This is a genomic window from Ligilactobacillus agilis DSM 20509 (genome assembly GCF_001436215.1).
In the GTDB taxonomy this organism is placed as follows: Bacteria; Bacillota; Bacilli; order Lactobacillales; family Lactobacillaceae; genus Ligilactobacillus; species Ligilactobacillus agilis.
This window is the reverse complement of the sequence record NZ_AYYP01000009.1, coordinates 20,966-34,548: the sequence shown is the minus strand read 5'-3', so window position 1 is coordinate 34,548 and position 13,583 is coordinate 20,966. Positions and strand designations below refer to the sequence as shown.

Here is a 13,583-nt window from a genome sequence, read left to right as displayed (position 1 = left end):
AAAAGTCCTAGTTAGATAAATAAAAGAACCGCACCTAGCCTCGTTACCGGTTGGCTAAGTACGGTTCCCTTTAGTCTTACATATTTCTCAAACGTTCAATCCGCTTTTCAATTGGAGGGTGGGTGTCGAAAAGATGCGTCCACGATCCGTCCTTAAAGGGATTGGCAATGTACATTGAAGCACTACTTGGGTCGGCTGCTTGCATTGGTTCGCTTGAACTAATCTTTTGCAAGGCCGAAATCAAGCCGAGTGGGTTGCGCGTTAACTCCACGGCAGAAGCGTCCGCCAAGTATTCACGGTTACGTGATAAAGCCATTTGGGCCATGCTAGCAGCCAACGGGCCGAGGATAATTGCCAAAATTGAGACCACCATCATGATGAGGTCTAGGGCACTTGATCCTTCGCGGTCATCATCCCTCCGGCCACCACCCCAGAAAAAGGAGTGGCTGGCAAAGTTGACCAGCATCGAAATAGCCGCTGCTAAAGCTAAGGCCGTAGTTTGTAACCTAATATCGTAATTTCTAATGTGCGAAACTTCGTGGGCCATAACCCCTTCGAGTTCCTCCCGGTTTAACCTAGTTAAAATTCCGCTGGTAGCAGCTACCGCAGCGTGTTCTGGATTAGGACCAGTCGCAAAGGCGTTAGGGCTAGGGTCATCGATGATAAAAACCCGGGGCATAGGAATCTGCCCAACCAGCGCCATATCTTCAACCACGTGCCATAACTCGGGGGCTTGGTCTGGGCTAGTGATTTCGTGGGCATTATTCATGCTCATCACCACATCGGTCGACTGGGAAAGCATTAATAACATGTAAACCAACCCAATCACGATGGCCATAATTAAGCCGGCGGTCGAACTATTAAAGAAGACGTAGCCCACGGCCGAACCGATTAAAGCCACCAAGAGCATGAAGCCAACCATTACCACCACGGTCATCCGCTTATTTTTGGCAATTTGTTGATATAACATTTACAAAACCTCACTTACCATTAAAAGGATACCTTAGGAGCTTCCTTTTCTTCGGTTGGTACTTCAAGGTAGTCGACCTTAGTAAAGTGGTGAATCTTAGCAACCATATTTGATGGGAAGGTTAGTAGGCGTTGATTGAAGTTAGCTGCAGAACTGTTGAACAGTTGCCGTGAGTAAGCAATCTTATTTTCAGTATTGGTTAATTCTTCCATCAACTTGGTGAATTCTTGGTTAGCTTTCAAATCTGGGTAAGCTTCTGCCAAGGCAAAGATTGATTTTAAGGTGTCTGTTAATTGGTTTGAGACTTCCATCTTTTGCGCGTGTGCATCAGCTGGTAATTCGGTTAGTTGATTTCTAAGGTTAATTACCTGAGCAAGGGTTTCTTTTTCGTGTTTAGCGTAACCCTTAGTAGTTTCGACTAAGTTAGGAATCAAATCATTCCGGCGTTTTAATTGCACGTCAATTTGACTCCATGATTCTTCAGTGTTAACCTTGGCTTTTTGCAAACCATTGTACATTGAGATGTAAATCAAAGCCAAGATTACTAAGACAACAATTACAATCAGTAGTGTCATTAAATTTCCTCCTCAAAAGCTTTATTTTCATTATACCAAAATTTTACTTTCAGTTATTAATTTATCAGCTGGTTCGCCTTTAATTTAAACTTAAATTAAAAAAAGGAACCCAGTTTTACCTAGGTCCCCTCTGGGCATTTATTCAAATGGGCTGCCGTACTCCACAATACTAACAGCCAGACACGCTACAATCCGGTAGCATCTGTGTCCCCTTTCGATTCTTACCACTAGCCGCTTTAGCGGAACAATCAATGATTGCCTGGTTTTCCTCGACTCATCGCATGCCACTTATTATAGGCTAGTTTTCCTTGATTTGCAAGGACTTATCCATCCGGTGATGTGCAATCCCTGCATCTAAAAAGCCCGCACCTACGACTTGGTAACCTAATTTAGTATAAAAACCTTGCGCACTATCTTGAGCCCCTAAGGTTAAATACGCTACCTTACTTTGGCGGGCATCCTCTTCAATCTTACTTAACAGGTGCTTAGCTAGGCCTAACTTGCGGTAAGACTTCAAGGTAGCCACCCGCTGAATGTGCCAGCCTGCCTGTTCCGGGCTTATTCGAGCAGTTGTCGCCGGTTTACCTTGATAGTAAAGGACATAATGCGTTGGCCCCAACTCACCATCAAGCTCCAGGGCCATGTCGACTCCTTGCTCCTTTACAAAGACCTCTTTTCTAATCATGAGCGCGTCTTGGTAAATCTGACTAGCTAAGTCCTTGGTTGCCTTAATTTCTATTTCCAAAGTCTTCACTTCCTGCCTATAATTAACTTAATGCTATTTTACTGGAGATTATTATAATGATAAAGAAATTTACTTACAAACTATTTTTGACTCTAGCTACCAGCCTGCTTTTGCTAACTAGTCTCTGCCTAACTTCCCCCCTAACCACCCGCAATCATTTACACAAGCAACTCGTAGCTCAGCCCACCTTATATTTTCACGGCTGGGCTGGTAGTGCCAACTCAACTAACCATTTAATTGCGGCAGCGGCTGCCTTGCCCCAGGCTAAAAAGGTGCTTACGATTACGGTCACTGAAAGTGGCCAGCTAGCTATTAATGGCTCCTGGCAGGATAATGTAAAGTACCCGCTAATCCAAGTGCTTTTTGCCAATAACCAGGCTGAAATCCCCCAACAAGCCCGCTGGATTGACAAAGTCGTTACCTCTAACTTGACAGGTAACCCAGCAATCAGTTCCAACAAGCCCGCTGGATTGACAAAGTCGTTACCTACCTTCAAACTAACTACCACATTCAAAGTTTCAACATTGTTACCCATTCGATGGCGGGACCGGCTACCTTTTATTGGGCCATTACTTCCTACCGTCCTACTTATCCACAGTTTAATAAATTTGTCGCCATCGCTGGTCCCTTTGATGGGGTTATCCACATCGATGATGTTCCTAACCAAAATTATTTCCAAGCAGACGGCTTACCCGCTTACCAAAATGCCGCCTTTAAAAATTACTACCGCCAGCGGCAGGCTTTCCCGAAAAACACCCAGGTCCTAAACATCTACGGTAACCTAGCCGATGGTAGCAATTCCGATTCCTTAGTCACCAACGTGTCTGCTAGATCCCTAGGTTCCCTAGTGAAAGGCCAGGTTGCTTCCTACCAAGAAATCACCATTACCGGTCCTTCCGCCCAACACTCTAGGCTTCATAATAATGACCAGGTTAATCACGCTGTGGATAATTTCTTATTCAAATAAAAATTTTTGCACTTTTGAAAAAAGCGACCTATAATGAACTTGTGGAGTTATCCACACTAGATGTGGAACTTTGCGGAAAGAGGCGAAGGATTATGGCACAAAAATTAAGTAAAGAAGAACGCAAAGCTATGGCCCGTAAGGCGATGGAAAAGCGTGCAAAACAACCTAAGCCAGCTGCTGGCTCTGGTTTCGCTAAGCTTGATGCTGATGCCAAAAACCTACGTTAATTAACGCAGGCCGCAGATTAGGAGCTGGATTTTTCCAACCCCTATTTTTTTAGCCTTTCAAGATAGCGCTTGCATAGAAATAAGGTGAGCTTATGGCTTACATTGAAGTTAAAAATAATACCAAAACCTATCAACTCGCTAACTCAACCATCCATGCCAATAAAGATATTAGTTTTAGCATCAACAAGGGGGAGCTAGTCGTCATCTTAGGCGCCTCCGGTGCGGGTAAGTCCACCCTGCTCAACATTTTGGGCGGCATGGATACCAACACTAGCGGCCAGGTCATCATTGATGGGCAAGACATTTCAGACTACAACCGCCGCCAGCTTACAACTTATAGGCGAAATGACGTCGGCTTCGTTTTTCAATTCTACAACCTGGTTCCTAACCTCACTGCCAAGGAAAACGTGGAACTGGCTAGTGAAATTGTTAGTAACGCCCTGGGTGCCAGCCAAGCCTTAAAAGCAGTTGGGCTAGCTAGCAGGCAGGATAATTTTCCCGCCCAGTTATCTGGTGGGGAACAACAACGGGTCGCGATTGCCCGCGCCCTGGCTAAAAAGCCCAAGCTACTTTTATGTGACGAACCGACCGGTGCTTTAGACTATCACACCGGTAAGCAGGTTTTGCAAATCTTACAAGATATGAGCCAACAACACGGCTCGACCGTCTTAATTGTAACTCACAATGCGGCTTTGGCACCGATTGCTAATCAAGTCATCCATATCCACGACGGCCAGGTTAAAAAAATCGAACATAACCGCCAGCCAGCACCGATTGCTGACATTGAATGGTAGGTGAGTTTTATGTTCAAAAAACTCTTTGGCAGGACGCCTTTCAGGCTATTACACATTCTTTTGGACGCTTCGTTGCCATTTTCTTGCTGATGGCTTTAAGCGCCTTTACACTAATTGGCCTTAAAATGACCGGCCCCGATATGCGCCAAGCCGCTAGTGATTTTTATCAACGACATCAGCTTGCCGATACTAGCCTTACCTCTAATTACGGTCTCGATAACAGCGACGAACAGGTTTTAAAAGCTGACTCCGATATTAAAAGCTATGAGCTTGGTTATTTTCAAGATGCAGTTTTAACTAAACACCAGCAAGCCATCCGCTTATTTTCAAAACCAACTAAACTGTCAACTTATGCGCTAGTTGCCGGTAAGCTCCCGCATAAGGATAGCGAGTTAGCCCTTGATTACCTCCTGGCAAAAAAATATCACTTAGGCCAAGAAATAACGGTCAAACAAAAGGGTCAACTCAAGTACCGCCACTTTCGGCTAGTGGGCTTTGTCCGCTCCAGTGAGTACTTAGATAAAAATGACTTCGGTCAAACCACGGTTGGCTCAGGCTCACTTGCGGGGTATGGAATCGTTGCTAAATCTGCCTTTAAAGCCAATCCTTATACGATTGCACGGGTCAGCTACAAACAAACGGCCAACCTATCGCCTTACAGTAAGCAGTACGCAGATAAGGTGGCCCTTTATCAACGGCGCTTAAAGAAGCGCCTGACTAATAACGGGCAAGAAAAATACCAGGTCCTTAAAAACCAACTGGCTGACTCACAAACCCAGCTAGCCCAAAAGCAGGCCCAGGTTCAACAGTTGCAGATGGTAAATCCAACCCAAGCTAAGCTCCTGCAAGCCCAACTTGAAAAGACCCAAGCAAGGTTAATCCATAAGAAACAAGCTTTAACTAAGCTGGGGCTTCCTACCTATACCCTCCATGAACGTGATTATAACCCAGGCTACACCCTCTTTCGCTCAAACTCAGAACGAGTCGATATTTTAGCCAATATTTTTCCCCTGCTCTTATTTGCCATCGCGGCCCTGGTTAGTCTGACAACCATGATGCGCTTTGTCGAAGAAGAACGAATTAATATTGGAACTTTAAAGGCCCTTGGTTATAGTAACCTTGATGTAAGTAAGAAGTTTCTCCTCTACAGCTTGGTAGCTAGCGGCCTAGGTGTCGCCTTGGGGGCCAGTCTTGGTTTTAGACTACTGCCTCAACTCATTTTTAAAGCCTATACCACTAACCTAACTTTGAGTCAGACCAAGCTGCTCTTTTCTTGGACTTACCTCTTGGTGACTTTACTAGTAGCTATCTCTTGCACTACGGTGGCTGCATTAGTTGCACTGCGTAAGACTCTATCTGAAAAGCCAGCTCAACTACTCTTACCTAAACCTCCTAAAAAAGGCGCTAAAATCTTACTGGAACGCTTTAAATTTCTTTGGAGACACATGTCGTTTACGCAAAAGGTTACCGCCCGCAATCTCTTTCGCTATAAGAGCCGGATGTTTATGACCATCTTCGGGGTGGCAGGTTGCACTGGCCTGCTGGTTATGGGCTTAGGAATTAGTGATTCACTTAGGGGAATCACTAACATTCAGTTCCATGACTTAATTAAATATGATTTAGTCTTAAGTCAAAAAGATTATCCGACACACAGTGCTAAGCAAAAACTGGCTGCCAAATTGGACGGCTCGGCTGTAAGCCAATCCGCGGCCGTTAACTACCAGTTACTGACTAAAAAAGCAGGCGCTGATCAAAGTGTCCAATCAATTAGCATGATTGCCCCTCATTCCAAAAAATTAAGTTCACTGGTAACCTTACGTAACCGGACTAACCAACAACAACTGACTTTAAGGGCTGATAGCGTGATTATTTCTGAGAAGTTAGCCAACCTACTCAAGGCCAAAGTCGGTTCAACTATCAGTTTAAAGGATACTTCTGACCAGGTGCGGACCTTCAAGGTTACCGGCATTACCGAAATGTACACGGGCCACTACCTCTTTGTCGGCAAAAAAGCTTATCAAACGGCCTTTAAAAAAGCTTGGACCAATAACGCCTACCTAGTTAAGCTTAAGGACTCCGGTTACCAAAATGTTAATCACCAAGCAAGAAAGTTTATGGAAACTAAGGCTTTAACAACCGTCGTCCAAAACACCAATAATCGCCGAACCATCAACAACGTTATCGCGGGATTAGGCAATGTTATTTTTATTTTAATTGGAATGGCAACCACCTTAGCCTTGGTGGTCATTTACAGCCTAACCAACATCAATGTTTCTGAACGGGTGCGGGAGCTATCAACCATCAAGGTGCTAGGCTTTTACGACCGTGAAACTACGATGTATATTTATCGTGAGACCATCATTCTCTCCCTAATTGGGATTGGTTTTGGCTACCTGTTAGGGGCTTACCTTCACCACTACCAGCTTACCGCCTGCCAACGCTATGTTTGACCCTAATTTAAAGCTGATTAACTTCTTAATCTCGGCTTTGATTCCTGGAGGCATCACCTTGGTTTTAGCCTTCATCATGCACTACAAGATTAAGGCCGTTGACATGTTAGCTGCTTTGAAATCAGTTGATTAGCTAATAAAAAGGTATTTTGTGAAAGCAAGTCGCATTCACAAAATACCTTTTTTAGTGCTTATTTTAACTTCTTTGCTAAGTCCTTGATATAACTTGTCAATTCACCTTTAACTTCGGGGTGTTTAAGCCCAAATTCAATCGAAGTCTTAAGGTAGCCAAACTTGTAACCCACATCATAGCGGTCGCCCTTAAATTCGTGAGCAAATACGCGTTGAATCTTATTGAGGCGGTCAATCGCATCTGTAAGTTGAATTTCGTTACCTGCCCCTGGTTTTTGAGTTTCGAGCATTTCAAAAATTTCTGGGGTCAAGAGGTAACGCCCAATGATGGCCAAGTCAGAAGGAGCCTTTTCAACGGCTGGCTTTTCCACAAACCGCTTAACATCGTATAATCCTGGCATGGTTTGAGCAGCTGGGTCAATCACCCCATACTTATTAACCTCTTCATGAGGAACTTTCATTACCGCCAAAGTTGAGGCGTGGGTTTGTTCGTAACGATCCATTAATTGTCTTGTCAATGGTTCTTTATCTTCCATAATATCGTCGCCAAGCATAACTACGAATGGTTCGTCACCAACGAAATCCTTGGCCATTAAAACGGCGTCCCCTAACCCACGTGGGTGTGATTGGCGGATAAAGTAAAGATTAATATCAGTCGTTTGTTCAACTAATTGTAAGAGGTCCTTTTTACCCTTTTCCTTTAAATTTTGTTCCAACTCTGGGACAGAATCGAAGTGGTCTTCAATCGGCCGCTTTCCTTTCCCGGTTACCACTAAGATGTCTTCAATTCCAGACTTCTTAGCTTCTTCAATAATGTATTGAATAGTTGGTTTATCAATAATTGGAAACATTTCCTTAGCTAAGGCCTTGGTTGCTGGTAGAAACCGGGTTCCAAGTCCCGCCGCAGGAATAACAGCTTTTCTTACTTTCATTTAAAAAACTCCTTACTGTTACTAAGCAATGGTAGCGTTAGCAACTAACATCTAGGGTTAATTATAACAGTCCTAAGCAATTTTACAAGCTCTTTAAGGATTTACCGATTTTTCCTTAAAACCAAATCCTACTTTAATAGGTAAGGGGCATCCATTTCTGGGTCTTGGGAAGTCAAAATCTTAGGACCATCCTTAGTAATAGCGATGGTGTGTTCAAATTGGCAAGAAAGGCTGCCGTCAGCAGTCCGGGCCGTCCAGCCGTTAGGGTCGTCCATTTCAGCCTCCCAAGTCCCCATATTAATCATTGGTTCGATGGTAATCGTCATCCCTTCACGCAAACGTAGACCATGACCTGCTTCACCATAGTGAGGAACGTTAGGACTTTCGTGCATCGTTGGTCCAATCCCATGACCGACAAATTCACGTACGTCGCCGTAACCCATCTCATCTTCGGTATAGTGTTGGATTGCCGCCCCAATATCACCAAGACGGTTGCCAACCTGGGCTTGGTCAATTCCTAAGTACAAGGCTTTCTTAGTTACAGCCATCAACTTATCAACTTCTGGGGTTGATTTACCAACAACGTATGACCAGCAAGAGTCACTCATTGCCCCCTTGTAGTTAACCACCGTATCGACCTTAACCAAGTCGCCGTCCTTTAAAATCAGATCCTTGCGGGGAAAGCCGTGGCAAATTTCATCATTGACGCTGACACAGGTTGCGTATTTATAGCCTTCAAAGCCAATTTGTTCTGGAATCGCGCCGTGGCTTTCAATATAGTTCTTACAAAATTCTTCAATCTTCCAGCTAGAAATTCCTGGTTTAATAATATCTCTTAGGGCAACATGCATTCCTGCAATAATTGCCCCTGATTTAGCCATATCTTCGATTTCTCGTGGTGACTTAATGGTAATCATAATTAATGCCTCCAAAAAAATTTTACCTACCCATTATAGCACGGAAACTAATTCTTGCTGTAATTATGTTTTCAGCTTGCTAAATCTGCTATAATGAGGCAGAAAGACTTTTTGAAAGAAGGTTATTTTATGGCAACTGCCAAAGTTATTTTTGCAACCATTACTGGTAACAACGAAGATATCGCTGATATTATTGCAGAAGAATTAGAAAATAAGGGTCTAGACGTCGAAGTCGAAGAAATTTCTCAGGCTGACCCTGCTGAGTTAGAAGCCGTTGACCTTTGCGTCATCTGCCCTTACACCTACGACGAAGGCTCACTTCCTGACGAGGGGATGGACTTTTACGATGAATTAGCCGACGTCGACCTTAGCGGTAAAGTCTATGGGGTCGCAGGATCTGGCGATACCTTCTACGGTGAGTACTTCTGTACCGCCGTTGACCTGTTCGGGGAAGCCTTAGCCAAGGCCGGCGCTAGCAAAGGGGCCGACAACGTTAAGATTAACCTCGCCCCTGACGAAGATGAAGATATCGCCCGCTTAGAAGAATTTGCCGACCAATTAGTTAAGGCTTTAGGGGAGTAGTCTGTGATTAAAGAGTTATTGCTTAAGTATAAAGCCGTCATCGCCTACCTCTTTTTTGGGGGCTTGACCACAATCATCAACATCGTCGTTTTCCAGGTTTGTTCCGTAAACTTAGGCATGTACTACCAGCTAGCTAACTTCTTGGCTTGGTTACTGTCAGTGCTTTTTGCCTTTATTACCAACAAGTTATGGGTGTTTGAATCAAAGTTTACCACCGTCAAGTCTTTCTTGATTGAAATGTGGTGGTTCTTCTTCTACCGCATCATCTCTCTAGGCTTTGATGCCGGCATCATGTTTATCGGGATCTCCCTGCTTCATGCTAACGGCCTGTTAACCAAGTTAGTCGACCAAGTGGTGATTGTCTTATTAAACTACTTCTTTAGTAAGTTCTTAATTTTTAAGAAACGTTAGGTTAATATTAAATAACCTCCCTAAGTAAGCACAAAGATTGATTTTAGGGTAAAATAATCTTTGTGCAAATCTGTGAGGGAGGTTTTTTTGTGCAATTTTCATTTAAGCGGAAAAATCCGCGCCTATATTTAAGCTATAGTTTGGCCTTTTTAGGGCTAGCTTCACTCATTTACGGTCTATACCTAATTACCGGCCACCAACTGGTTTGGTACATTGACGCGGCTAACCAACACCTACCAATTTTAGAAAGTTACCGCCAAACACTACTTGACTTTATTCACCATCCGAGTGCGGGCTTTCCAACTTGGTCTCCCAAAATGGGACTAGGTGCGGACACCTTTTCCGTTTACTCATACTACGTAATCGGTGATATTTTTGATTACCTAACCTTGTTAGTGCCCGCTAGCAAAGTGGTCTTAGCCTACCAAGTGCTGATTATTTTACGAATGTATTGTGCCGGCTTAGCCTTTTGTTTTTTTGCTAGCCACTTTAACTTTAAAAATAGCACAATTGTCGCCGGCGCGGCGGTCTACCTTTTCAACGCCTTTTTGCTATATGCTAACGTAGCCCACCCCTTCTTCATCATGCCCTTTATCATCTTTCCCTTGGTGATTTGGGCCCTAGAACGGGTGTTAATGCAAAAAAGCGCCTGGCCACTACTGCTTAGCTTTACCTGGATGCTGGCCAATAACTTTTACTTTGCCTTTATGCTAGGAATTGGCGCCATTATCTACCTCCTCTTGCGCCTAGCCTTTACCTATAAAAACAAGCTTAATTATCTAAAAACTTTCGGCAAATTAGCCTGGGCGAGCCTGATTAGCCTTTTACTAGCGGCGGCGCTTCTATTACCTGAATTTTTTGCAGTTACTAGCTCCACCCGGGCCGGCAGTGCCTTTGCCAACGGGCTTAAAGTTTACCCCCTATATTATTATCTAACCTTACCGGGTCAACTAATTAATGGAGCCAACCGTGACTTTTACTTTTGGTCTGCCCTAGGCTTTGCTAGCATCAGTTTTTATGCCCTCGTTTACGTCTTTAGCTACCGCAAAAAATACCCGGTCTTAACAGCTAGCTTTAGTCTGGGCTTTGTCATGTTTCTAATTCCAGCCGTGGGAGCCTTATTTAACGGCGGGATGTCCCCATCCAACCGCTGGTCACTAATGCTGTGCCTGCCGATGGCCTTAGCGGTCTGCTTCTTATTAGAAGCTTTGCCTAAGTTAGACTACCGGCTCCTAAAACGGTTTGTATGGGCCGCCCTTATTTACAGCATCTACCTTGGCGGGTATTACTTCTTTGATAGTGATAAACGGATTTTCTTCCCGCTACTGTTCTTGTACGCAAGTCTAGGAATCATCAGTTGGTTTTACTTTAAACCAGCCCGGTTTTCACAGCAGCTTCTCAGTGGGCTAATCTTACTTAACGTCTTAGCCAACGCCCTTTATTTCGAAGCGCCTTATGCGGGTAACTATTCTAATGAGCTCCTGCCTAAAAACGCCTACCAAAAGGTGCAAGCAAATAGTTACTTTGGCCTGGACCAAGATTTAAATGACCCTCTAACCTACCGGGTCTCAACCATCAGCAATAATTACTTCTTTGGCAGTAATTTTGATTTATACAACGCCTTAAACGGTAGGTTAGCCCTCCTTAATTCATATTACTCCCTGCAAAATAATTACCTGGGAAATTTTATGAACGACCTCCAAAATACTCAGTACGAGGCTACTAGACCAATCGGGCAAGTAGCCGACCGGACCGTGTTAAATAACTTCTTCGGGGTCCGCTACCTCTTTAGCCAAATTAATCAGCCTAACGCTAACAAGCTGCCAGCCGGCTATCAATTGGATAAGCTGACCCCAAAGGTTACCGACCCTAACCACAATAGTAAAAACGATACCCAGGCTAGACGTTACGTGACTAATAACAACTTTCCTCTGGTTTACTGGCAAGATCAAGCCTTTAGTCTCAAGCAATACCGGCAATTTAGTCCCAGTCAAAAAGAACGTGCCCTTGCCAGTGGAGTCGTCGTTGCCAACTCACACCTGGCCGGCTTAAAGTCAGCTTCGACTAAGCAACTATCCAGCCAGGTGTTAGAAGTACCTTACCAGTTGATTTCTAGTCGGGGTAACCTCGTCTCCAGCCAAGACCTCCTCAAACAAGATGCTAATGAGAGTTACCAACTGGTGTTAAACATTCAGTCGGCTGATAAGCAGGTCCAAAAAAAGTTGGATCAACTTTATGCTAACAGTGAGCTCCACTTAGAAATCACCGATATTTCTTATCAACCCTTTAGCCTCAAAGAACAAGTTAAGTTAGAACAACGCAACAATAATAACGACTTAACCCGGGGAATAATTGGGACTAACTCGGCTTTAACCAAGTACAAGTACTTCCGTTACCACATCTTGAAGGGGTCACCCGATGAAAGCTTCGCCCTCAATATCACCTCGAATTTAGGTACCGAAAAAATTAGCCAACCAACCCAAGCAGCTACTTCTTTCTACAAGGTGGTTAAAAATGGGACGGTAAACGTCGGTTACTTCACCAAGTTACCGACTAGTCTAACTTTAACGCCCTCTAAATTGGGCCACTACCACTTTAAATTGAAGGTAGTCGCCTTGCCACTACAAGGTCAGTACCTAAAAGAGGTCAGCCGTATTCAAAAACACGGTCTGCAAAACTTAACCTTTACCACTACCGGCTTTAAAGGCCAAATCACTACCAAGCAAACCGGGATTTTAACTTCCAGCATCCCATACTCTAAGGGTTGGTCTGCCAAGGTTGATGGTCATAAAGCCAAGGTTATTCGAACTAATACCGCTTTTTTAGGACTCAAATTACCTAAAGGACACCACCAAATCACCTTCACTTACCAAATTCCTGGTCTAGCTTTAGGCAAGAAGCTTAGTTTAATTGGCTTAATCCTACTTGGGTTAAGCCTCGTTATCAGCCTAATTAAAAGGCGCATTAGGCATAACTAAATAAGGCCGCTGAGTTCAAACGAGCTCAGCGGTCTTATTTTTATTAACTATTTAAGTAACCAAAAATATGCTAAAACTAAAATCCCTAAGATGATGCGATACCAACCGAAGATCTTAAAGTCGTGCTTCTTGATATACTGCATCAAGAACTTGATTACAACGATTGAGGATACGAAGGCTGTAATTAAACCAACCACCATAATCCACATTTCCATGGAACTAAAGACAAGCCCAAACTTAGCCAACTTGAAAACTGCGGCCCCGAACATAACCGGAATGGCTAAGAAGAAGGTAAATTCAGCCGCTACCGTCCGGGAAACCCCTAAAAGTAAAGCCCCTAAAATAGTTGCCCCTGAACGAGATGTCCCGGGAAATACTGCCGCAATCAATTGGAAGAAGCCAATCATTAAGACGGTATAATACGATAATTCTGCAATCGAGTTAATCTTAGGCCGACTCCCCTTGTGAATTGTTTCAATCCAAATGAAGGCCACCCCGAAGATAATCAAAGCTAAGGCAACGCAGACAGGATTATAAAACAACTTTTCAAAGGTATCGTTAAACTTAACCCCAATAATTCCGGCTGGCAAGCAGGCGATAAAGATTTTCACCCACATGATGAAGGTTTCTTTATCAATAAAGCGCCATAACCCTTGGGGGGCACCGATTCCATTTGCCTTGGCTAGCCTAAACGGCCAGATCCTGTGCCAATAGATTACCACTACGGCCATAATCGCCCCGAGTTGGATTACCACTTCAAACATACTATAAAAATCTTTGCTAACATCTAACTTGACGAATTCATCAAGTAAAATCATGTGCCCTGTACTTGAGATTGGAAGCCACTCTGTAATTCCTTCAACAATCCCGAATAAAAAGGCCTTAAATAGTTCTACCATGAGT

Annotated in this window: 14 protein-coding genes and 1 pseudogene; 9 read left to right on the top strand and 6 right to left on the bottom strand. The window is 43.8% G+C overall.

Annotated features, from left to right (window positions below; genetic code table 11):
- Positions 1-76: 76 nt before the first annotated feature.
- From htpX to FC14_RS00870, 3 genes are all read right to left on the bottom strand, one after another.
- Entirely contained in the window at positions 77-970 is an 894-nt protein-coding gene (gene htpX, locus FC14_RS00880; protein WP_050611029.1) for a zinc metalloprotease HtpX, read from the bottom strand.
- 20 nt (positions 971-990) lie between these two features.
- On the bottom strand, positions 991-1,545 hold the full coding sequence (locus FC14_RS00875) for a LemA family protein (protein WP_050611028.1): 555 nt from the start codon (positions 1,543-1,545) through the stop codon (positions 991-993).
- Between the two features lie 298 nt (positions 1,546-1,843).
- Positions 1,844-2,230 carry a GNAT family N-acetyltransferase gene (locus FC14_RS00870; protein ID WP_056975832.1) on the bottom strand — a complete coding sequence of 129 codons (387 nt, stop codon included), beginning with the start codon at positions 2,228-2,230 and terminating at the stop codon, positions 1,844-1,846.
- A 116-nt stretch (positions 2,231-2,346) separates the two neighbouring features.
- On the opposite strand from FC14_RS00870, the pseudogene FC14_RS11100 reads away from it, so the two are divergent.
- The 6 genes and pseudogenes from FC14_RS11100 to FC14_RS11075 form a co-directional block, all read left to right on the top strand.
- Positions 2,347-2,652: pseudogene (locus tag FC14_RS11100) on the top strand (alpha/beta hydrolase); the annotation flags it as partial.
- Between the two features lie 176 nt (positions 2,653-2,828).
- A complete protein-coding gene (locus tag FC14_RS10835; RefSeq protein WP_056975784.1) occupies positions 2,829-3,257 on the top strand; it encodes an alpha/beta hydrolase in 429 nt (142 codons plus the stop codon).
- 92 nt (positions 3,258-3,349) lie between these two features.
- On the top strand, positions 3,350-3,484 hold the full coding sequence (locus FC14_RS11005; protein WP_257791222.1) for a hypothetical protein: 135 nt from the start codon (positions 3,350-3,352) through the stop codon (positions 3,482-3,484).
- Positions 3,485-3,576: 92 nt separating this feature from the next.
- Entirely contained in the window at positions 3,577-4,278 is a 702-nt protein-coding gene (locus FC14_RS00855; protein ID WP_056975782.1) for an ABC transporter ATP-binding protein, read from the top strand.
- Positions 4,272-6,728 (top strand): ABC transporter permease, encoded by a 2,457-nt coding sequence (locus FC14_RS00850; RefSeq protein ID WP_338131943.1) that lies wholly within the window; start codon positions 4,272-4,274, stop codon positions 6,726-6,728. The genes FC14_RS00855 and FC14_RS00850 overlap by 7 nt, the downstream gene beginning before the upstream one ends.
- Positions 6,721-6,861, top strand: a complete 141-nt coding sequence (locus tag FC14_RS11075) for a hypothetical protein (protein ID WP_338131942.1) — start codon at positions 6,721-6,723, stop codon at positions 6,859-6,861. The genes FC14_RS00850 and FC14_RS11075 overlap by 8 nt, the downstream gene beginning before the upstream one ends.
- A 58-nt stretch (positions 6,862-6,919) precedes the next feature.
- Here FC14_RS11075 and galU read toward each other — a convergent pair whose 3' ends face one another.
- A complete protein-coding gene (gene galU / locus FC14_RS00845) occupies positions 6,920-7,792 on the bottom strand; it encodes a UTP--glucose-1-phosphate uridylyltransferase GalU (RefSeq protein ID WP_050611024.1) in 873 nt (290 codons plus the stop codon).
- 128 nt (positions 7,793-7,920) lie between these two features.
- Complete coding sequence (map, locus tag FC14_RS00840) at positions 7,921-8,709, bottom strand: type I methionyl aminopeptidase (RefSeq protein ID WP_056975780.1); 789 nt, start codon at positions 8,707-8,709, stop codon at positions 7,921-7,923.
- A gap of 129 nt (positions 8,710-8,838) precedes the next feature.
- Here map and FC14_RS00835 point away from each other — a divergent pair, with 129 nt between their 5' ends.
- The 3 genes from FC14_RS00835 to FC14_RS00825 all read left to right on the top strand — a co-directional run bounded on the left by FC14_RS00835 (position 8,839) and on the right by FC14_RS00825 (position 12,680).
- Positions 8,839-9,291, top strand: coding sequence for a flavodoxin (locus tag FC14_RS00835; RefSeq protein ID WP_050611022.1), 453 nt, complete (start codon positions 8,839-8,841; stop codon positions 9,289-9,291).
- 3 nt (positions 9,292-9,294) lie between these two features.
- Positions 9,295-9,702 (top strand): GtrA family protein, encoded by a 408-nt coding sequence (locus FC14_RS00830; protein ID WP_056975778.1) that lies wholly within the window; start codon positions 9,295-9,297, stop codon positions 9,700-9,702.
- Positions 9,703-9,791: 89 nt separating this feature from the next.
- Positions 9,792-12,680 (top strand): YfhO family protein, encoded by a 2,889-nt coding sequence (locus tag FC14_RS00825; RefSeq protein WP_056975776.1) that lies wholly within the window; start codon positions 9,792-9,794, stop codon positions 12,678-12,680.
- A gap of 47 nt (positions 12,681-12,727) precedes the next feature.
- Here FC14_RS00825 and FC14_RS00820 read toward each other — a convergent pair whose 3' ends face one another.
- Positions 12,728-13,579 carry an undecaprenyl-diphosphate phosphatase gene (locus FC14_RS00820; RefSeq protein WP_056975775.1) on the bottom strand — a complete coding sequence of 284 codons (852 nt, stop codon included), beginning with the start codon at positions 13,577-13,579 and terminating at the stop codon, positions 12,728-12,730.
- Positions 13,580-13,583: the final 4 nt, after the last annotated feature.

Coding starts and splice junctions, on each gene's coding strand:
- FC14_RS00855 (WP_056975782.1), top strand. CDS start 3,577: ATGGCTTACATTGAAGTTAAAAATAATACCAAAACCTATCAACTCGCT.
- FC14_RS00870 (WP_056975832.1), bottom strand. CDS start 2,230: ATGATTAGAAAAGAGGTCTTTGTAAAGGAGCAAGGAGTCGACATGGCC.
- htpX (WP_050611029.1), bottom strand. CDS start 970: ATGTTATATCAACAAATTGCCAAAAATAAGCGGATGACCGTGGTGGTA.
- galU (WP_050611024.1), bottom strand. CDS start 7,792: ATGAAAGTAAGAAAAGCTGTTATTCCTGCGGCGGGACTTGGAACCCGG.
- FC14_RS11005 (WP_257791222.1), top strand. CDS start 3,350: ATGGCACAAAAATTAAGTAAAGAAGAACGCAAAGCTATGGCCCGTAAG.
- FC14_RS00820 (WP_056975775.1), bottom strand. CDS start 13,579: ATGGTAGAACTATTTAAGGCCTTTTTATTCGGGATTGTTGAAGGAATT.
- FC14_RS00850 (WP_338131943.1), top strand. CDS start 4,272: ATGGTAGGTGAGTTTTATGTTCAAAAAACTCTTTGGCAGGACGCCTTT.
- FC14_RS00875 (WP_050611028.1), bottom strand. CDS start 1,545: ATGACACTACTGATTGTAATTGTTGTCTTAGTAATCTTGGCTTTGATT.
- FC14_RS10835 (WP_056975784.1), top strand. CDS start 2,829: ATGGCGGGACCGGCTACCTTTTATTGGGCCATTACTTCCTACCGTCCT.
- map (WP_056975780.1), bottom strand. CDS start 8,709: ATGATTACCATTAAGTCACCACGAGAAATCGAAGATATGGCTAAATCA.
- FC14_RS00835 (WP_050611022.1), top strand. CDS start 8,839: ATGGCAACTGCCAAAGTTATTTTTGCAACCATTACTGGTAACAACGAA.
- FC14_RS11075 (WP_338131942.1), top strand. CDS start 6,721: ATGTTTGACCCTAATTTAAAGCTGATTAACTTCTTAATCTCGGCTTTG.